This window comes from Paraburkholderia lebeckiae (genome assembly GCF_014201005.1).
GTDB classification, from domain to species: domain Bacteria; phylum Pseudomonadota; class Gammaproteobacteria; order Burkholderiales; family Burkholderiaceae; genus Paraburkholderia; species Paraburkholderia tuberum.
This window is the reverse complement of sequence record NZ_JACHDK010000007.1, coordinates 122,025-141,306: the sequence shown is the minus strand read 5'-3', so window position 1 is coordinate 141,306 and position 19,282 is coordinate 122,025. Positions and strand designations below refer to the sequence as shown.

Genomic DNA, 19,282 nt, shown 5'->3' with positions numbered 1-19,282 from the left:
GAGTTGCTACTAACTTCCTGTCTTGTACCGCTGTACGAGAATGGGCACAAAGAAGCCGCCCTGGAAGGGCGGCTTTCTCACGAATGCCGAGCATGCTCAACAGCTACTTCTCCACGACGCCCAGCAACGTCTGTCTGCCTCCAACATATTTGTACAGCGAAATTACGCCGTGCCGCAGATCGCCTTTCGAATCGAATTGCGTTTCACCGAGCACACCGTGGTAGTCGGTGGCCGGCATCGCGGCGAGAATCTTCGCGGAGTCGGCCGATTGCGCGCGCTTCATCGCAGCGACGATAACGCCCACCGCGTCGTATGCGAACGGTGAGTTCAAGACCGGTGCATAGCCAAAACGCTTCTTGTAACGTTCGACGAAAGCTGGTCCTTCGGCCATTTTCAGCAGCGGCGCACCGGCAATCGAGCAGATCACGTTATCGGATGCGTCGCCGGCAAGTTTCGCGAGATCGTCGGCACATAAGCCGTCGCCGGCCAGTACTTTCACCGTAATGCCGAGTTGCTTCGCCTGCTTCGCGAACGGGCCGCCCGTGCCGTCAAGTCCACCGTACATGATCGCGTCGGGCTTTTCGCCTTTGATTTTCGTGAGAATCGCGCGAAAATCGACCGCCTTGTCGGTGCTCGCGTCATGTGACAACACCGTGATGCCGTCCGCCTTCGCCTGCTTCTCGAATTCGACGGCAAGTCCCTGACCGTAGGCGGTCGAGTCGTCGACGATCGCAACCGTTTTCACCTTCAGCGTTTTTGCCGCGTAGTCGGCAAGCGTCGGACCTTGCTGAGCGTCCGTCGCGACGACACGATATGCAGTCTTGAATCCCTGCAGCGTGTACGCAGGATTCGTCGCAGATGGCGAGACCTGCACGATACCCGCATCGTTGTAGATCTTTGAAGCGGGAATGGTCGAGCCCGACTGCATGTGCCCGACCACCGCGACAACCTTGTCGTCCGCCAGTTTCTGGGCAACCTGAGTCGCCTGACGCGGGTCGCCGGCATCATCCTGTGCGTCGAACACCAGCGTCACCTTGCGTCCGCCGATCATGAGGCCGCTCTGGTTGATTTCCTCGATCGCGAGGCGCGCGCCGTTTTCGGTGTCCTTGCCCAGGTACGAAGCCGGTCCGGTCACGGGCGCGGCTTCGCCGATCTTCACCATCTCGTCGGCACGGGCGACGCCCATTGCAGCGGCCGCCAACGTCCCCAGAATGCCGACAGTCGCCATGCCGCGACCCAAGGCTGTGCTTTTGCTCATGCTTCACCCGAAAAAGTAGTTGTGGTTGGCCGGGACGAGCGGCCAGCGCCGTCCGTCGACCGGACGCACAAGCCGCATGCGTCTCAATGCGGCCGGTATGCCTGCCTTCGCTGGAGCGAGCCGCACCTCGGGGCGCGGCGTCGTTCGTTAGCGGTTACAAATTTATGCAGCCAGAATGCCGCGGCATTGAATCGATCTGCCGGAAAATAGAAGAATTGCGGCAAGCGCCAGCCACACCGATTCGCAACCCGTCACCGTATAATCAGAACGAACCGCCCACGAGTTCGCGCATGCCGACTGCTGACCCTCCTCCTAGCGTTTCCCAGCCCCATACGCAGGCGGCTCACGAACTGGTCGAGCAGTTGGACGCGTTACCGCGTACGCTCCAGAAACGCGCAAGCCGCTCCGAAGCGGAATTGAGCGTTGGCATCCTCTTATGGCCGCGCTTTCCCATGCTGTCGCTCGCCGGCCTGTGCGATGCGCTGCGCCATGCCGCGGATCGCGGCGACCAGAGCCGTCAGTTGCGCTGCCTGTGGACGATCGTCGGCGTGCAAGGCGAATCGGTGGAGGCGAGCTGCGGTATTCCGGTGCAGGTGCAGTCCGTGTTTCCAGACGTCACGCAATTCGACTATCTGGTCGTGATAGGCGGCCTGCTGCCGCATCTCGATCACGTCGACCGTCGCTACTGGGACTATCTGAAACAGGCCGTCCACGCGGGCATTCCGCTAGTCGGCATGTGCACCGGCAGCTTCGTGCTGGCGCGTGCGGGCCTGCTCGAAGATCGCGTCGCCTGCGTGCACAGCTTCCATCTCGACGACTACCGGCGCATGTTTCCGGCCTTGCGTGTCATCACGCACGCCGACTATCTGATTGACGGCGACCGCATCACCTGTGCGGGCGGGATTTCCGTGGTCGAACTGGCCGCGCGCCTGATCAGCCTGCATTGCGGACCGGATCGCGCGTCGAAGGTGATCCATCAGATGACAGTGAGCCGTCAGGGCGGCTCCTCGTTTGTCGAGCGGCGCGCGGCGCTCGGCTACCTTTCCGTCGACGATGCCACGGTGCGTCACGCGGTGCTGCTGATGGAAGAGAACCTCGAAGCACCGCTGAACATTGCCGTCATCGCGAAGATGATCGGCACCAGCGTGCGCAATCTCGAACGCGCGTTCATGGCGGAGATGGACACATCGCCGAACGAGTTCTATCGGCGCATGCGCCTGCGCTACGCGCGCTGGATGCTCGTCAACACGGCACGCAAGATTACTGACATTGCGTACGAGTGCGGCTTCGCGGACTCCGCACATTTCATCCGCGTGTTCCGCGAGGCTTATGGCGTGACGCCGGGCAAGCTACGCGCCTCGCGGAGCGCCGCCACGGCCTGACCCTCGCGGGCCGCGCGCGGCGCATTTCGTCTCGTCCCGCAGGCATCTGTCGCGTTTCTTCTATTTTCCGGCAGATCGGTGCAATTCCTCTGCATCGATGCCACCGTACAGTTTAGTTATCGGGCAAGCCATGCATCGCGTGGCACACGCCCAACGCAAATCACCCCAGAGAGCGAGTACGACAGCATGCGGATATTGATCGTCGGTGCAGGCGTCATCGGCTTGTCGAGCGCGTATTACCTGAGTCGCGCGGGCCACGACGTGACGGTCGCCGACCGGCACGCGGACGTCGCGGGCGAGACCAGTTCCGGCAACGGCGGCCAACTGTCGTACAGCTATGTCGCGCCGCTCGCCGGCCCTGGCGTCGTCTCGAAGCTGCCGCGCTGGCTGACGCAGCGCGATTCGCCTGTGCGTCTGCGGCCCAAGCTGAGCCTCGAGCAATGGCGCTGGTGCTTCGAATTTCTCTCAGCATGTACTCGCGAACGCAGCGAACTGACGACACGCAGTCTGCTGTCGCTCTCGTTCCTGAGTCGAACGCTCATGCACGAGCTGATCGGCACAGAACCCACGCTCGACTTCGACTTCGTTCGCTCGGGCAAGCTCGTGGTGCACCGTGACGCGAACGCCATGCAAAATGCCCTGAGACTGCTCGAATTCCAGCGCGCGCTCGGTTGTGAACAGCAGGCGCTGAACGCTGACGCCTGCGTCGAACTCGAACCGGCGCTGTCACACGTCAAGCCGCTTCTCGCGGGCGGCATTCATACACCGAGCGAGGAAACCGCCGATTGTTTGCGCTTCTGCGAAGGCCTCGCGGCCGTGCTGCGCGAACGCGGCGTTCGCTTGCTGATGAATACGCCGATCGACACTTTGAGACTCAACGCGAACGGCGACGTGGAAGCTCTCCAGAAAGGCGCGCCGCTCGCAACGGATCATATCGTCGTCGCATCGGGCGCCGGGGCGGCCCACCTTCTGAAGGCGCTGCATATCCGTGTGCCGGTCTATCCGCTCAAGGGCTACAGCCTCACGTTCGATCTGCAACCGGAGACGGTCGCGCCGCGCCTCAGCGTCACGGATTTCAGCCGCAAAGTCGTTTATGCGCGACTTGGTGATCGATTACGCGTTGCGGGCATTGCCGACATTGAAGGCTATTCGCTCGAAGCCGATCCCATCCGGCTGGGGACACTGCATACCGAGACAGCCGCCTTGCTCCCTGACTTGACCGGGTCCATCACTGCCCGCGAATGGACTGGCCTACGCCCGGCCACCCCGCGCGGCACGCCGATTGTCGGACCGACACGTTACCGCAACTTGTGGCTCAACGTCGGCCACGGCGCGCTCGGATTCACGCTCGCGACGGGTTCCGCCGCGCTGCTCGCTGACTGGCTGGCAAGCAGTGCCGGCCACGAACTGCGCCGCACGTTCGCCCTTTCAAATTAATGCCGCGATGCGATGCGTTTCGCGAGCGCGTTCCCCTTACCCGATCCAATCCGCATGACAGCCAAGCCCAACATCCTGGTAATCGGCACCGGCGGCACCATTGCCGGCCAGGGCAAAGCCGCCGTCAACACGTCTGCCTACCTGTGCTCGGTGCTTGGCATCGACGAGGTTCTCGATACCATCCCTCATGCCTTGGCGCTGGCCAATCTGCGCTCGGAGCAGTTGCTGCAAACGGGCTCCGAGAACTTCAATAACGAACATCTGCTGGCAATCGGCAAGCGCGTTGCCAATGTGCTTGCCCAGCAGGATGTGGACGGTGTGGTAATCACCCACGGCACCGACACGATCGAAGAAACCGCCTATTTTCTGCATCTGACGCTCAAAAGCGTAAAACCGGTCGTCGTAGTGGGATCGATGCGCCCGCCGTCGGCGATGAGTTCCGATGCGGCGCTTAATCTTTACGATGCAATCGCGGTCGCGGCGCACCCGTCGTCGCACGGCATCGGCACGCTGGTCGTCGCCAATAGCGAAATACACACTGCGCGCGATGTCGTCAAGAGCAACAGCTTCAAGCTCGAAGCGTTTCGTTCGCCCTATGGTGCGCTTGGATATGTGATCGAAGGCGTGCCGCACTACTATCGCCGCCCATCGCGCGCGCATACGCTCGACACGCCGTGGTCGCTCGACAGGCTTGCCTGCCTGCCCAAAGTCGACATCGCCTACGGATACGGCGCACTCGAGTCCGATGCGCTCGCGTCAATCGCCGCGAACGCGCGCGGGCTGATCTTTGTAGGCACCGGCAACGGCAACGTCGCCAGTCATCTGCTCACGACACTTCGGGCAGCAGCACGGCGCGGCGTGCACGTGGTTCGGGCATCGCGCACCGGCAACGGCATCGTGCTGCGCAACGGCGCGCAACCCGACGACGAGTATGGCTGGCTGACCGTAGACGACCAGGTTCCGCAGAAAGCCCGACTGCTTCTCACGTTGGCACTCACGCAAGACTGCGACACGAATACGTTGCAGGCCGCGTTCGAACGCTATTGAAACCGCCGTTCCTGACGACCAACTCTCATCTGAGCCGACACAACATCATGCATTTCATTACCGACGACCATGTGCGCCGTCTGATCACCATGCGCGACGCAATTGCCGAACTACGCCTTGCGCTGATCGAACACGGCGCGGGCCGCGCATCGGTTCAGCCGCGCGTCAGAACGAAGGGCGAGCATGTATCGATCAGTGCGATGGGTGCAATCCTGCCGAGTGCGGGTGTGTGCGGCGCGAAGATCTATTCGACGCATCGCGGCCGGTTCGATTTCGTCGTTCAGCTCTTCTCGAGCGACGACGGACAATTGACGTCGATCGTCCACGGCGATGCATTAACCGAATTCCGCACCGCCGCAGTCACGCGTATCGCCAGCGATGCGCTCGCACGGCCCGATGCACGCGTGCTCGCGGTGTTCGGCACCGGCCGGCAGGCCAGAGCCCATATCCGGGCGCTCGCCGACAATTCCAGCATCGAGCGCGTGCTGATCGTCGGAATCGACCATGTCGCGCAGACGGTTGCGGAAATGCAGGCGTATTTCCCCGACAAACTGATCGAAGGCAGCCACGCGCACGCAGCCGCTCAGGCCGCCGATGTGATCGTCACCGCGACGCGAAGCGCGACGCCCCTCTTTGACGGCACGTGTGTGAAGCCGGGCGCATTCGTCGCGGCGATCGGTTCGAGCAAACCCGATGCGCGCGAACTCGACGACGCGCTGTTGGTGCGCGCGAGCACGCTTGTCGTCGAGTCGCTGGAGCAGGCGCGTACCGAAGCGGGCGATCTGCTGATGGCCGCGCCGGGTGTTGTCGACTGGGACCGCGTCGTCGAACTGGGCGTGGTACTCACGAATCCCCAGATTGCGGATCGCGCACGAGGCGACGTGACAATTTTTAAGTCGCTCGGCTTCGGTCTTGCGGACGTTGCGCTAGCCGGCCTGGTCACACGCCGTATGACCCGCGAAGAGTAGTGGCACGCCTTCCAGATCATGTATTAAATCGACAACCCAGTACCGTACGAGCCATCTTCCGCCACAGCCAGTCCCTGCTGATCGAGGATTGCTCAATCAGTGCCGTATTGAGGTGACCGTGGCCCGTACAGCAGCCCGTTCGGCGGCCCGGCGTGCAGAAGCCGATAGCTCGTCACTCCGGCAATATCGTGCCCCCTGTCCGTCAGCGAATTCGCAACCTGCTTGATCGCTGCCATGACCAGCATGCCGATCAGGCCACCGCCAGCATTGTTGTTGCCCTCGTTGCTGTTGGCGCTCGCACTACCCTGCCATAGCACGTCACCGGTCTTGAGATCGACCAGCCTGGCGGACGCCGTTACTACTGTTGCACTGTCGACGATGTGGTACACGGAGCCGTACTGTGTGATCTTCGAATACAGGGCCGTGTCGGCACCGAAGATTTCGCGCAGCTTCGCGGGCGAGGTCGCCTCGATCTCGGCCGCCATCGTCAGGCCGTTCTGTTTGAACGTTTCGTCCATCACCGCTACCGGTACCACGTAGTAGCCGGATTCGGCGAGCGGCATCGTCATCTGCGAGAGCATGCTGTTGGTCGCCTGAACGTCCGCCGTTTCATTGGTCGGCGGCAGCACCAGGATCGAGCGCGGCCGGCTGTTCTTGAATGCCGTGTAGTCGGCGTGCTTCACAGGTTGCGCGCACGCGGACAGCAGTGCAACAGTCGATAGCGCAAACCAGAGTTTGAAGGATCTTGGACATGTCGGCTCGCTCAGGGCTGTTTCGGTTTCTTCATCAGGAAGTCCATGTAGGTCGAGGACTCCGGAAACAGCTGTTTCTCGGACTCGAACTCCTGCATGGCCCGGGTGTCGTTCCCGACACTCGCGTACAGCATGCCCAGTTGCGCATGAAATCCCGGCGGCGGCGTGTGCCCCTTGCCGCTGATGTCCTGGAGGGCCTTTTCCAGCGCATCGATCTGCTCCTGCGGAGCCTTTTCCCCCTTGAGATAGTCGTACACGGCCGGCTGGTAGCCGGTCCACTGGTAAAGAGGCTGGGGGCGGTTCGCCGCGCATCCCGTGAGGAGCATGGCTGTCGCCATTGCTGGCAGACAGATTCCCCGCATCATGCGGCTATGTTTCATCGTGAATCGCGTCATTATGTTTATTGCAGCTGGGGTTGAAAGTGGATGGACGCAATGGCCCGGCGCACTTACTGTGCGGCCTTGAGCGTGCCTGCATCGACCTGCTCGACCAGATGATTGACGGCCTCCTGGATCGCCAGATCGAGCACCTTGCCGTTCAGCGTCGAGTCGTAACCGGCGGTGCCGCCGAAGCCGATGACTTCGCGGTTCGAAAGGCTGAATTCACCCGCCCCCTGGCTCGACACCACGACTTCCGATGTTGTCGTGTCGACGACGTTCAGGCTGACCTTTGCGTAGGCCACCTGACTCTTGCCACGGCCGAGGATGCCAAACAGCTGCTGGTCGCCAACCTCCTTGCGACCGAACTCCGTTACGTCCCCGGTGATGACGAAGCGCGCCCCCTTGATCGATTGTGCTTTTTTGAGGAAGCCTGCTTCCTGGCGGATCTCGTCGAGGTTGTCGCGATCGAGCACATTGAAGCGCCCAGTCTGCTGGAGCGCCGTGATCAGGATGGTTTTGGACTGCCCACCGAGACGGTCAACGCCGTCCGAGAAGATGCCGCGCATATAGCTCGACCGGTTGTCGAACCTGCCGACTGAAATGCCGATGGGTTGGCCCACTGCTGGCTTCTGCGCACTGGCGACGGGGGGCACCGGCAGCGAGCGCGACGACTCGGTTGCACATCCGCCCAGCGCCACGGCAACTGCAACAGCAACGGCTCCAAGCCCATTCGTTTTCGATAACTTCATTTTGTTTTCCTCTTGGTTGAAACGCCGAAAACCGGGATAGCGTCGGCAGGGTGAATTTCAGAATTGAGCGGTCAACTGGAAACCGATCGTCACGCGCGCAGTGGGAAAATCTGACGGCTTGTAGATCGGCGTCCCGGCGAACAGGTCGTAGGCGAGCGCGCCAGCCTTTGCTGATGCACTACCGCGCACACCGATCACCGCACCTGCCAGCTGTGTCCCGGCGAGATATGCGGCGTTCGGTCCGAACACGTGCCCGTAGTCGATGCCTGCGTAAAGTGACTGTCCGGTCGATCCAACCGGTAGCTGCAACTCGTTGCGCCAGAAGAAACCACGTTCGGCCGCGAGCATCGTTTCGCCGTCGAAGCCGCGCACCGTGTAGCGGCTGCCGATGGTCAGGTCATCGATATAGTTCAGCGTGTTGTTCGTGAACTGCCCATGCACGCTCGTCACGTAACGCAATGGCTGGCTTGCTATCCTGAACGGCATTGACAGGTTCGCGTCGAGGACGGCCATGCGGAAGCGGTAAGTCGGGCCATTCTCGTAGAAGTCTGGTGTCGCCCCTAGTCCACCCACGCCCTGACGGTACGCGAGGCTGCCGTCGAACTGCGAACTGCCGAAGTAGTGGCGATCGGTAAGGCCCGCCTCGATGAACGTGTTGTTGCGCCGCTGCTGCGGGATAGCGGTGTCTTCAATGAAGCTTTCACCGAAGCGCTTCGTCAGGCGGAACTGCGCGCCAAGTACGTTGTTCTGGCTGCGCATCAATACCCGCTGAAGTTTGAAGTCAACGGTCTGCGCGTTGCCGCTCGATACGAACGTCTGGTTGGCGCCCGCAATCTGCTGGTAGTACGTGTTCGTGTAGGCCGATAGCGTGCCGGTCCAGTAGCCCCACGGAACCGAATAGAAGCCGTTCCAGCCGTGCGAGCCGAGACCTTTGTCACCGAATTCGAGGTCCTGGCTCACACCGACGTTGAAAATGTCGTTCAGACCAAGCGGGTTGTCGATGCCGAGGCTCAGATTGCCTTGCAGCTTGCCGGTGGCGCGGGTGCCAGAGTTGTCCACCGACGCGACCACCGTCCAGGGCTTCGCGCGCTTTACCGTCACGACGACATCGCTTTCGCCCGGTACGTCGGTAGGTTCGATTTTCATGTCAACGTCCTGGCTGCTGACGCGCTTCATCTGTTCGAGTCCCTGTTCGAGGTCGCGCAGGTTCAGCATGTCGCCCTCGCGGGTTGGGAAGGCCGTTTTCCATACGCCGCGCGTGGCGGGGTTGGCGAAGCGGATCGTTCGCACGACACCCGGCACCAGCGCAAACTTAAGCGTGCCGGTAGCGAGGTCCTGTTCGGGCAGCAGCACGCGTGTCGTGATATAGCCACGACTGAGGATAGCCTGCTGCAATCCTTTGGTGAGCGTGTCGAGTCCCGCCTTGCCGACGCATTGCCCACGGTAATGGTCGAGCCATTCGCGGGCGAACGCGAAGCGGTCGAGCGGCAACGCAGATGCGCCATGTTTGCGTACTGCATCCGGCAGCGTCGCAGGCACGTCGAGCACGAACGAGTCGATGGAAAAGCACGGTGTTTCGGTCGGCAGTTCAGGCCAGCCTGAAGCGCGCTCAACCGTCGAACGCACCGAAGGCGCGTTGATGGTCGCGTCGCGTTCCTGCGCATTGCGTTGCTGCTCAACCTGCTGGTTCTGTTCGGCGCTGGCGCGTGCCGCCGCTGCCTTGTCCTCTGGTGTGGGCGTCGGGGTTTGTTGCGCGAAGGCGAGCGATGCCAAAGCTGTGAGCGGCAAAGCCACCAGCCTCTTTCTAATCTTCATTGTTGTTTCAGAAATTTTTATTCGTCGATGCTGACAACATTGCTACTCAGCAGCAGCTCACAGTTTTTTGTGAATCAAGGGTCTGCTTTCATCCACGTCGAAATTCATTAGATGTCACGCCGCAATGCGCGCCAGTATCGTGGGACTCCCCACGGCTACAAGTCCAACTTGAGGATCATCGAAAAAACCCACTCGCTGGAATACGATACCGCCGTGATCTACGATGCTAGCAACTAGTCGGCTGTCTTCGTTCAATTGGCCTGACCATCCGAGTGAAAGCGGAAACCGAAAGTCACTGGGATTCGGCAGTGCGACGATGTAGGTACATGACCGTGGCGTCGTTGTCAGTGGCACAAGATGGATTACGGACGCTTCCAGTCGAACAGCACCAAAAAACTTTAGTTTCCCGTCATGTTCGACCATTGATTCGTAGCGCTCTGGTATCGCTTCGAAATCGATGCCCTGTACCTTGAGTGCATTAAACCGCTTCCGGTAGCGCACAATCCTCGTATCTGGTTGCCAAGCTGTGTCTCCAGTGAGCAACCATATTTCATAGCCTTTCAACCGCTCTAGAATCTGCGCGAATACGAAGTTCAGGACCTCCAGAAACGAGCTTGACGCGTGGTGTCTCTGCACCGTCCATTCGGTGGCTGAGAGAGAAAGATTGTCCGGGAATGCTGTACGCTGAAGTCGAACGACCTTGTTATCTGAAAATGCATCTGCGCTCGAAAGGACCGTAATCTCAATAGTCATAGTGATTCCCTGCAGGGTCGTTGAAGTGAGGGCCTCGATTTTGTAAGTCGTTGTCACCATAATAGTGACCAGCAGCATCGTCGCGAATGATAACCGTCTGTGTTCCGCCACCGGGCGCCGGGACAGTAAACTCGTACTGATAGCCCGGCTGCGGGTCCCCACGCCTATCCGTGTTTGGATAAACAGCACTCGGTTGTTGGCTAACAGGGATGCCAGCGGCGCGCTTTGCTTCGTTGAAAGCCCCGCTACGCCCCGCACCGTCCGGCGTCAAATTAGGCGGTGCTCCCCCGGTTGCCTTGTCACCGCTGACCGACGTAATAACATAGTCAACCAGCCCCTTAGCCACATCTACAACTGGCGGGGTTTTGAAAATGTCGTCGATCACGCCCGATCCCGAAGGCGTCGTCGTGGGCGTACCCGCCTTGATCGTCGGATCAAGCTCGGTGGCCGGATCGGCGATCACTCCATCGCCCTTGCTGGCCGTTTCCCCCTTGAAGCCAGGCAGCTTGCCAAGTTCCACCAGCCACCCCGGCAATGCCGAACTCGCCGCAGGTACCGCAACGGAAAACTGGTTGTTCTCCCCTTCGATCTGTCCCGCGCCAGTCGCTGTCGCCGCGTTCACACCGGACGCCGTGGCGATGCCCGCGACGAGACTCGTCACCAGATTCTCCCGCGCCTGGCGATCTTCCGCCGACATTCCATCTGTCGGTGCCAGCAGACTACCAATCACCGAACTCGCAGACGCGCCCAACGCACCCGCGCCGCAGCTCTGGCTGCTGGCCGCCGCGCCCGCGCATCCCACGATCGCATGCAGCGCCGCGCGTGCCGTGTCACTGTCCAGGCTGTCCGCGATCTGCTTGACTTCAGCCGCGCCGAGTTGCTGGATATATGCAATCGTCGCACTCTGCGCGAACTGGCCTGCGCTTCCCGTCACGTTGCCGCCCGCCGCCACCGTCAGCGCGGTCAGCACCTGCCGGTAGTTGCCGCCCGGCCCCCATTCGGCGGTGAGCTGGTCGGCCTGCTGCTGCGCCACCGCGCGCTGTTCCGGCGTCAGGTTAGGATCGTTGGCCGCTGCCTTCGCGGCATCCGCTTCCTTCGCCCGGTTGTTCACGAACGTGCCAACCTGATTGATGAACTGGCTGGTGATATCGAAGCCAGCCTCGATCTTGTCCTTGTCGAAGATCGGCGCGACCGACCCCAGCGTATCCGACGTATCCCGGCTGATGCCCGCAACCGCTTCCTCAGCCGTTTGCCCGGTCAGCTGCTGCTGTTTCGCGCCATCGGTGACCGTGAGGGTGCCGCCGCTGATCGCGCTTTTCGTCGTCCCGCTCGCGTCACCCGACGCGCTCATGACAATCGGGGGCGCCATCGAAAGACCGCCACTCTTTGGCAACGTTGTGCCGGGCACCGGATTGGTGTTATCCGCCTTGCCGGCCTGGCTCTTGCCGATGTCGCCGCCATAGCCTCCGCTGATGCCAACCGACTGCGCACTGTATTCAGCCGTGTTCTCGATGTCGCTGTGCGTGAGCGTCGCCGTCGTCAGGCTATTGACGCCGCTCTGAACGGCCGCATCGCTGCTGGCAATCACGGCACCCTTGAGATCCGTATTGCCCTTCACATCGATCTGGAAACCGCCGTCGCCTGCGCTGATGCCTGACTGTTCAGTCACGCTCGCATAGTCGCTGTTCATCTTCTGCTGGCTGATGTTGCCGGCCACGCTCGATGCGCCGTAGCAGAGCGGCGGCACGCACACGCTCACCGACACTCCGCCGCTCTGCTGCTTCGAATCGTAGGTGCTGGTGTCCTGAAGGCTCTCGATATTCAGGTTCCCGCCCACATTGGCAATCACCTGCTGGCCGTCAGCCACCGCGCCCTTCAGGTTCGTATCGCCACCCGATTGCAGCGTGAGCGTGTTGCCCGCGTTGACGTGTGTGTTGGTCCACGTCGTATCGCTGCCGTTACCGTTGCCCTTCGTACCCGAGACACCTGCCTGGAACGAGATACCGTTCGATTTGCCGACGCCGAACGTCACGCCGATACTCGCGCTCGATCCGCTGTTCGTACTCTGCTGGCTATCGGTGTTCTGTGCGGCCTGAAGGTTGATGGCGCCTTCGGCATTGAGCGTCGCGTTATTGCCTGCGGTGAGGTTGCTGCCGGTGACATTGATGTTGCTATCGGCTCCTGCACCAGCGGCCGCGATATTCAGGTTGTGTCCTGCCGATATGGTGCTGCCCACCGCCGTAGTGGACGATGCCGCCGAGTTGCTGTTGCTGTGGCTGGTGCCGAGCGACACATTGATACCCACACCGCCGACCGCTGTCGGATCGCTCATGACGGCGTCATAGGCGTTCTTCGCTGCAAGCCCTGTCGTCGCAGCGGCGAGGGCATCGAGCCGCGCGTCGCCGTTCGTCTGCTTCACATCCTTGCGCATCTGGTTCGCGGTCTGCACCGCCGCAATGACCGGGTTGCTCACGCCCGCAGATATCACCGTCTGTTTAAATGACTGCTGCTCGTTCTGCGTCGCGGTATCCTGCGCGGCATCGATCGTCACGGTCTTGCCCGCGAGATTCAGGTCGTTGCCTGCGTGCAGCGTACTGCCCGTCACATGCAGGTCATTGCCGGACGTGACGGTGACGTTGCCGTTCAGCGAGCCGATCATGCTGCCATTGTTCGCGACCTGCGTCGCCTGCTGCGCATTGGTGGTGGTGCGCGTGCCAATGGTGTAGCCCTGCAAGCCGCCGTCAAGCTGGTTCAGCGGATTCAGGCCCGACAGGAAACCGTATTCCCGCTTGCTATAGTCGCTCTGCGATTGCTGCGTGTCCTGCGATGCCGTGATATTGACATTGCCCGCCGCGCCAAGCTTCACATCGTTTGTCCCGACCACGTTGCTACCCTGAATGGTCAGGTCACGCCCCGCCTGCACCGTCACCGTATCGCCCGACACGGTGCTCGCGATGCCGATATTGGCCTGCGTGGCCTGCATCGTGTCGGTGGTCGAACCGCTGACGATACTGCCGCGCTTCGACTGGACCGCCTGATAGCTGTCGTGTTCTTCGCGGGCCTCATTGAGCGTCAGGTTACCGGTGGCCGCGATGGTCGCCGCACCTGTGCCGTTATCCATGCCGTTCGTTACGCCCGCCGTGAGCGTCGAGCCGGTCAGCGTCACGTTGCCCTTGCCCGCGTCGGTGCTGACTGCGCCAAGCGTCGCATTGCCGCCTGCGGTAAAGGTCGTGCCGACCGACCGCTCGTCGTACGCATGGTCAACCTCCTTGCGGGAGGGGCCGTCCGTTGCAACGTTGTTGAAAGTGGCGGTGTCCGTCACCGTGGTAGCCGTCAGGTTGCCGCCCGCCACCACCGCCATGTCGGCGCCCGCCGCAACGGTCGCGCCCCTGAGCGTCGTGTCGTTGCCGCTCTGCATCGCAAGACTGCCGCCTGCCGTGATTGCACCCGTCTCGTTGACCGTGCTGCTGGCCTCCCAATGGTGCTGCGCGTTCTGCATCCCGGACTGCGACGTTGTGGACTGCACCGCGTCAACCGTGATGTCATGTCCTGCCGTGATCTGCGCGTCACCGCCTGCGGTGATATTCGCGCCGTGCATGGTCAGGTCATTGCCCGCTGCAATCACCATGTCGCCGGTCGAGGCAATCGTGCCCTGTGCGCCAAGCAGGGTGGTGTTCATCCTGCTGTCGCTGGCCGCGTTGCTGACGCCCACCGTGTCGACCAGCATCGTATTGATGATGTTGTTGCCCGCCAGCACCGCAACGCGGTTGCCGCTGATCATCCCGGACGCATTGACCACATCGTTCGTCGCGGCCACGACCGTGGTGCCGTTCGTCCCGCTGCTGCCGATGGTGCCGCCACGGTTCAGGATATCGGTGGCGCTGACGACCGTCTGCGTACCGCCTTTGATCACGCCGCTGTTCGTGGCGCTGCCGGTCGCATGAATCTCGACGTCATCGGCGGAAATCAGCGCGCCGGTCGGTTGCAGGTCGTTCGCATGGGTCTGCGCGAGATAGACAACGGGCGCGAGGACCTGCTGCGTGCTGCCATCGGGCAGCGTGACGGTCTGACTGACCAGCCACACGATATCGCTGGTCAGTGCATCCATCTGCGCGGCCGTCAGCGCGATACCGGGCTCAAGCCCGAACTGTTGCGCAACGTTCACGCCGTTCGTCATCAGCGCCTGATACTCGTCGAGGTTGTTCGTATAGCCCTGGAGGTACACGCGGCCCGTCAGTTGGGTGATCTGCTCGCGCACAAGCTGCTCTTCGTACATGCCGTCGCCCAGGCGCTTCTCCACGGTCTGCGGGTTCAGGCCGAGCTGCTGCAGCATGTAGTCGCTGGAAATGAAGCTGGTGTAGCTGGTCAGGCGGGGGTCGGTCACCACCAGATACGACGCGCCGGGCGCGGTCTGATACGTGTAAAGACCACTCTTTGGCAACGTGACGTTCAGCGCGCCGGTGCTGCTCGCGACCGTCTGCGGGGCCTTGACCTGCTGGCCCGTCAGCGCCTGATTCGCGCCGAGCGTGCCGCCCGTCGCGCCCGTGGCCGAGTTCGCCGCTGCAACATTCGTATTGTTGATGTCGGTCCCGCTGATCTGGACCGCGTTATTCGCGATGATCGTGCCGCCCGTGCCACCGATCGCCACAGGCGTCAGGACGATAGACGGTTCCGTCACCGTCTGCCGGTCCTGGCTGGTGTCCACGTTCCACGCATAGGTGGAAACGATGTCCTGACGCTGGTACTGGTACAGCGTCTGTCCGGTATTGTTCACCAGCGTGCCGCCGTAATTGCCGCTCCCGTTGACAATCTCGCCGTCCTGCTGGCTGGAACCGATCTGGATCAAGCCGCCCGCTGCGATCGCACTATAGCTGTTGTTGAGCGTACCGACGTTCGCCAGCGTCAGGTTGCCGCCCGCCAGCAGTTGCGCCTGCTGGCCCTGCGGACCGGTTACCTGGTCCCGCTGCGTGGTGGTCGTCGTGTCTCTCGCGACCTCGACGACCTGATAACCATTATGTCCACCGCTGAACGTCGGGTATTCGGTCGATGGCAGGTAGTTGATGTTCGGGTCGTAGTCGTCCCAGTAGTTGACGGTGACCGAACCGTCAGCGTTCTTCGTCAGTGTGTTGTACCAGATCGTCTGCTGCTGACCGTTGACGTTGACGACCAGCACGTTGTCGGTCGCATTCGGCCCCGAGGTCTGCGACACGATCTGCGAGGCGCTGAACGTTGCGTCGAGCGGATTCTTGTAGCCATCGCTCCAGGTGGGATTGGAACAGGCCGGAATCGGACCACCGGTCGGACAGATGATGTACTTGCCGCGCTTGGTCTGGTGTTCAGTCTCAACATCGGTGGTCACTGTCTCAACCGTGGGCGCGGGCCGCGAATTCGTCAATGCCTGCGTCGCGACTTCGATATTGCCCTGCGCCTCGATGGTGGACTGGTCGTTGGTGACTGAATTACTACGGTTCGCGAGCAGACCGTTACCGTCGCGCGTCGCATCGGCGGCGATGTTGATATCGCCCAGGCTGAACAGGTTTGCGCCGCCCGTGTTCGAGATATCGCCGGGCGAGTGCAGGTTCAGTTGCGAAGCGGCGGCCATGATGGCGGCGGGGCCGGTGTTCACAATGGACTGGCTGGCGTTCGCCGTGACGATATTGCCGATGATGGTGGCGGTGTTGGTCAGAGTGGCGCTATTCGTCGTAACGGTGTCGCCCTCGATGCGGCCTTCATTGGTGATCGCGTTCGCCGCGTTGACGGTGGTGCTGGCCGAATTGAGGTCCGCGCCCGCCTGGTTGTCCACGTTCGCCGCATTGACCGTCAGCGCGTTGACCGCGCCGAGCGTCCCCTGGTTCGTGAAGCTGCCTGCTGTGGTGAAGCTCAGATCGTGATTCGCCTGGATCAGGTTGGCGGTGTCGAGCGTGTAGTCGCCATTGATGGTTACTGCGCCGTCGCGGCCCGCCACGATGCGGCCGTCACCGGTCAGTTGGTTCGTCGCGACGCTCAGGTCCTGGTCGCTGCCGATTGCGCCGCCCTGATTTGCCAGCGTGCCAGCCGTGATGGCAACGCTGCCACCGCTACCGTTGTCATTGCCGATCCGTCCCGACGTGTTGTCGAGCGTCGCCACGTTCAGACCGAGCGCACCGTTGGCGTGGATCGAACCATTCTGGTTCACGACCGTCGCGCCCGCCTGGTCGAGCGTGAGGTTATTCGCACCCGAGAGTGTGCCGCCCGTGTTACTCACCGACTGCGTCGCGTTCAGCGTCAGGTCGTGACCTGACACGATCTGTGCGCCGTCCGTGTTCGACAGCGTCTGCGCGTTCACAGTCACGTCACCGTTGCCGCCGATCGTGCCGGCACCGCTCAAGCCGCCCGTGTTGGCGTTCGTGATGGTTGCCGCGCTGATGGTCGTCGCGCCTGTGCCGACATTGGCGATACGGCCATTGGTGTTGTCCACCGATGCGCCCGACACCTGCAATGTCGTACCCGCGCCGTCCGATTCGATCTGGCCACCGGCATTGACGAGCGCGCCCGATGCCGAGGCCGATACGCTGCCGTTGCCCTGGATCAGACCCGCTGAATTGTCGAGCGTGCTGCCGGACTGCACGGTTGTCGCCCCGGATGCGGTGACCGTACCGCCCGCATTGTTGACGCTGCCTCCCGCGACGGACACGTCACCGTTGCCGCCGATCAGTCCGTTGCCGGTGTTCGTGAGTGCGCCGCTGGCGCTCACCGTCGTGGCTCCGGTGCCGCCGTTCACAATCGTGCCGCCATCGTTCGCGACGCTCTGCGCTGACACGTCGAGCACGTCGTTGGCCTGCACCGTGCCGCCCGCATTGTTCAGCGTGCCCGTGCCGCTTATCGATACGTCGCGTGCGCCGACATAGCCGCCTGCGCTGTTATCGAGCGAGGCCACCTGAAACGTCGCGGACGATTGCCCCGCCAGCGTCCCGCCCCGGTTCGATACCACGCCCCCGTGGACGTCCAGCGAGCCATTCGTGGCGATGGTGCCCGCGTTGTTCGACAGCGAACCGGCGGCAATGGACAGGGTGCCGGTCCCGGAATCCGTAATCCTGCCGCCGTCGTTGATGAGCGCAGCGGGCGCGAGCGTGAGGCTGGAACTGTTCGTCGCCAGCGATCCGTTCGTGTTGTCGAACGTACCGGATACATTGACGGTTGTCGGCCCGGTGCCGGTCTGCGTGAGCGTGCCGCCGTGGTTGGTGAGGTTCGCTGCCGCCAGCGATAGCTGCGTCGCGTTGAGCGTCGCCGCACTGGTGTCAAGCGTCTGTGCGGCGGAAACATTGAGCGCGCCGTTAGCAGCGCTCTGGCTGCCCGTAAGCGTTACGTTGTTGCCCTGAAGCGTGGCATTGCCACCCGCGATGTTCTGGCCTGTCGCGGAAAGGGTATCTGCCGCGCTCAGGGTCAGGTCGCCGCTCTGGCCAACGCTGCCATCCGCATTGATGCCCGCGCCGAGGGTGGCGGTTGACGTGACGTTCCCCGCACTGATGGTCAGGTTCTGCAGCGCGTAGGTCGACCCGCTGTTGTCCACATCGCCCGCCGCTGACACCGCAAGATTGCCGCTCGCCGTTGTCTTGCCGGTGAGAACCACCTTCCCCTGCGTCGTGAGCGTCAGGTCACCCGCCTGGGCGGCGATAACGCCCGCATTCGACACGCCGACACCGTTCTCGGTGCCCACCAGCAGGATACGGTTGGCGTACATGCCGCCAAGCTGGCTCACGTCGATAGACACGCCCGGCGCGGGACCATCGCCCGCAATAGGGGTGGCCGCAAGCGTGTCGTGACTGACCTGATTCGCGCCGGTGATGACATTCAGGTCGTTGGCGCGGATGGCCGCGTTAGCCTGCACCGCGCGGGAGATCAGGTCCACCTGATCAATATTGGTCGCGTCCAGGCCCGCGCCCTGGACGGTAATCATGCCGCCAGTTACGTTGAAACCGCTCAGGTTGCCGCCCGCATCGAGCATCGGCGTACCGGTGGTGAGAATGCCGCGCGTGGTATTGATGAAGCCGCCGCCATCGACCACGATCCCCGAACCGTTTGCCACGACGACTTCGGCCCTGTTGCCCGCCACTTCGAGATAGCCGCGCAACTGGCTGGGCGAATTGCTGTTGACCTGGTTGAGAATGATCCGCGCGGACTGGCCTGGCGAAAGATTCGGGTTACCGCTCACCTGTCCTGCGAGCTGCGTGTTCGTGATAACGGGCGAGTTGTTCAGGATCGCGCCGTTTTTCTGCACATCGAACTGCGAATACGTATTAACCGAAACACCCGCATTCGACGCCTTGTTGATATCGACCTGCGGCAGACCATTGCGCGTCTGGATGACATTCGGCGCGTGCGCGCCCGAGGGCACGATCTGCGCATCCGCGAGAACAGGTGCGAGTCCGCACAGCACCAGCGCGGCGAAAGCTGCGTGACGCATGGCGAACAGTGTGATCGGGCGCCGTGAGGCCGATGAATGGGTCTCGCCCTGACTTGCGTTGCCGTGGGCAATGGCGGTTTCCGCAACAGCGACGAGCATACTCCGGCACTGGCTGAAAACCAGCCTGAACATGTTCTTGTTCATTCTGCATAGCGTATTTTTTTAACCTGCCGAAAAATACCTCATACCACCGCTCGGGTAAGTTAAATATTGTCAATGCAGTGCGAAGCAACAACAGAAATCAGAAACGGGAATTGTCTGATCGACGCAAAGCGCCAATATGCGCAGAAGGGATATG

Annotated in this window: 11 protein-coding genes; 4 read left to right on the top strand and 7 right to left on the bottom strand. The window is 61.9% G+C overall.

Annotated features, from left to right (window positions below):
• Positions 1-103 precede the first annotated feature (103 nt).
• Complete coding sequence (locus tag HDG39_RS15580; protein ID WP_184007000.1) at positions 104-1,228, bottom strand: branched-chain amino acid ABC transporter substrate-binding protein; 1,125 nt, start codon at positions 1,226-1,228, stop codon at positions 104-106.
• Between the two features lie 320 nt (positions 1,229-1,548).
• Between HDG39_RS15580 and HDG39_RS15575 the strand changes: the two genes are divergently transcribed.
• The 4 genes from HDG39_RS15575 (at position 1,549) to HDG39_RS15560 (ending at position 6,092) form a co-directional block, all read left to right on the top strand.
• Entirely contained in the window at positions 1,549-2,640 is a 1,092-nt protein-coding gene (locus HDG39_RS15575) for a GlxA family transcriptional regulator (protein WP_184006790.1), read from the top strand.
• Positions 2,641-2,826: 186 nt separating this feature from the next.
• Entirely contained in the window at positions 2,827-4,077 is a 1,251-nt protein-coding gene (locus tag HDG39_RS15570; RefSeq protein WP_184006788.1) for a D-amino acid dehydrogenase, read from the top strand.
• Between the two features lie 54 nt (positions 4,078-4,131).
• Entirely contained in the window at positions 4,132-5,124 is a 993-nt protein-coding gene (locus HDG39_RS15565) for an asparaginase (protein WP_184006786.1), read from the top strand.
• 47 nt (positions 5,125-5,171) lie between these two features.
• The gene (locus tag HDG39_RS15560; RefSeq protein ID WP_184006784.1) at positions 5,172-6,092 is read left to right on the top strand and encodes an ornithine cyclodeaminase family protein; all 921 of its coding nucleotides are present in this window, start codon (positions 5,172-5,174) and stop codon (positions 6,090-6,092) included.
• Between the two features lie 92 nt (positions 6,093-6,184).
• Here the strand turns inward: HDG39_RS15560 and HDG39_RS15555 are convergent, their stop codons facing one another.
• From HDG39_RS15555 to HDG39_RS15530, 6 genes are all read right to left on the bottom strand, one after another.
• The gene (locus tag HDG39_RS15555; RefSeq protein WP_184006999.1) at positions 6,185-6,859 is read right to left on the bottom strand and encodes a DUF799 domain-containing protein; all 675 of its coding nucleotides are present in this window, start codon (positions 6,857-6,859) and stop codon (positions 6,185-6,187) included.
• Positions 6,856-7,209 carry a DUF4810 domain-containing protein gene (locus HDG39_RS15550; RefSeq protein ID WP_184006998.1) on the bottom strand — a complete coding sequence of 118 codons (354 nt, stop codon included), beginning with the start codon at positions 7,207-7,209 and terminating at the stop codon, positions 6,856-6,858. The genes HDG39_RS15555 and HDG39_RS15550 overlap by 4 nt, the downstream gene beginning before the upstream one ends.
• 83 nt (positions 7,210-7,292) lie before the next feature.
• Positions 7,293-7,973, bottom strand: coding sequence for a CsgG/HfaB family protein (locus HDG39_RS15545; RefSeq protein WP_184006782.1), 681 nt, complete (start codon positions 7,971-7,973; stop codon positions 7,293-7,295).
• A 57-nt stretch (positions 7,974-8,030) separates the two neighbouring features.
• Positions 8,031-9,788 carry a ShlB/FhaC/HecB family hemolysin secretion/activation protein gene (locus HDG39_RS15540; RefSeq protein WP_184006781.1) on the bottom strand — a complete coding sequence of 586 codons (1,758 nt, stop codon included), beginning with the start codon at positions 9,786-9,788 and terminating at the stop codon, positions 8,031-8,033.
• 114 nt (positions 9,789-9,902) lie between these two features.
• A complete protein-coding gene (locus HDG39_RS15535) occupies positions 9,903-10,541 on the bottom strand; it encodes a hypothetical protein (protein ID WP_184006779.1) in 639 nt (212 codons plus the stop codon).
• Positions 10,531-19,128: a hemagglutinin repeat-containing protein gene (locus tag HDG39_RS15530; RefSeq protein ID WP_184006777.1), complete on the bottom strand. Its 8,598-nt coding sequence runs from the start codon at positions 19,126-19,128 to the stop codon at positions 10,531-10,533. Before HDG39_RS15530 ends, HDG39_RS15535 begins: the two co-directional genes overlap by 11 nt.
• Positions 19,129-19,282: the final 154 nt, after the last annotated feature.

Coding starts and splice junctions, on each gene's coding strand:
- HDG39_RS15535 (WP_184006779.1), bottom strand. CDS start 10,541: ATGACTATTGAGATTACGGTCCTTTCGAGCGCAGATGCATTTTCAGAT.
- HDG39_RS15540 (WP_184006781.1), bottom strand. CDS start 9,788: ATGAAGATTAGAAAGAGGCTGGTGGCTTTGCCGCTCACAGCTTTGGCA.
- HDG39_RS15580 (WP_184007000.1), bottom strand. CDS start 1,228: ATGGCGACTGTCGGCATTCTGGGGACGTTGGCGGCCGCTGCAATGGGC.
- HDG39_RS15560 (WP_184006784.1), top strand. CDS start 5,172: ATGCATTTCATTACCGACGACCATGTGCGCCGTCTGATCACCATGCGC.
- HDG39_RS15545 (WP_184006782.1), bottom strand. CDS start 7,973: ATGAAGTTATCGAAAACGAATGGGCTTGGAGCCGTTGCTGTTGCAGTT.
- HDG39_RS15570 (WP_184006788.1), top strand. CDS start 2,827: ATGCGGATATTGATCGTCGGTGCAGGCGTCATCGGCTTGTCGAGCGCG.
- HDG39_RS15575 (WP_184006790.1), top strand. CDS start 1,549: ATGCCGACTGCTGACCCTCCTCCTAGCGTTTCCCAGCCCCATACGCAG.
- HDG39_RS15550 (WP_184006998.1), bottom strand. CDS start 7,209: ATGATGCGGGGAATCTGTCTGCCAGCAATGGCGACAGCCATGCTCCTC.
- HDG39_RS15530 (WP_184006777.1), bottom strand. CDS start 19,128: ATGAACAAGAACATGTTCAGGCTGGTTTTCAGCCAGTGCCGGAGTATG.
- HDG39_RS15565 (WP_184006786.1), top strand. CDS start 4,132: ATGACAGCCAAGCCCAACATCCTGGTAATCGGCACCGGCGGCACCATT.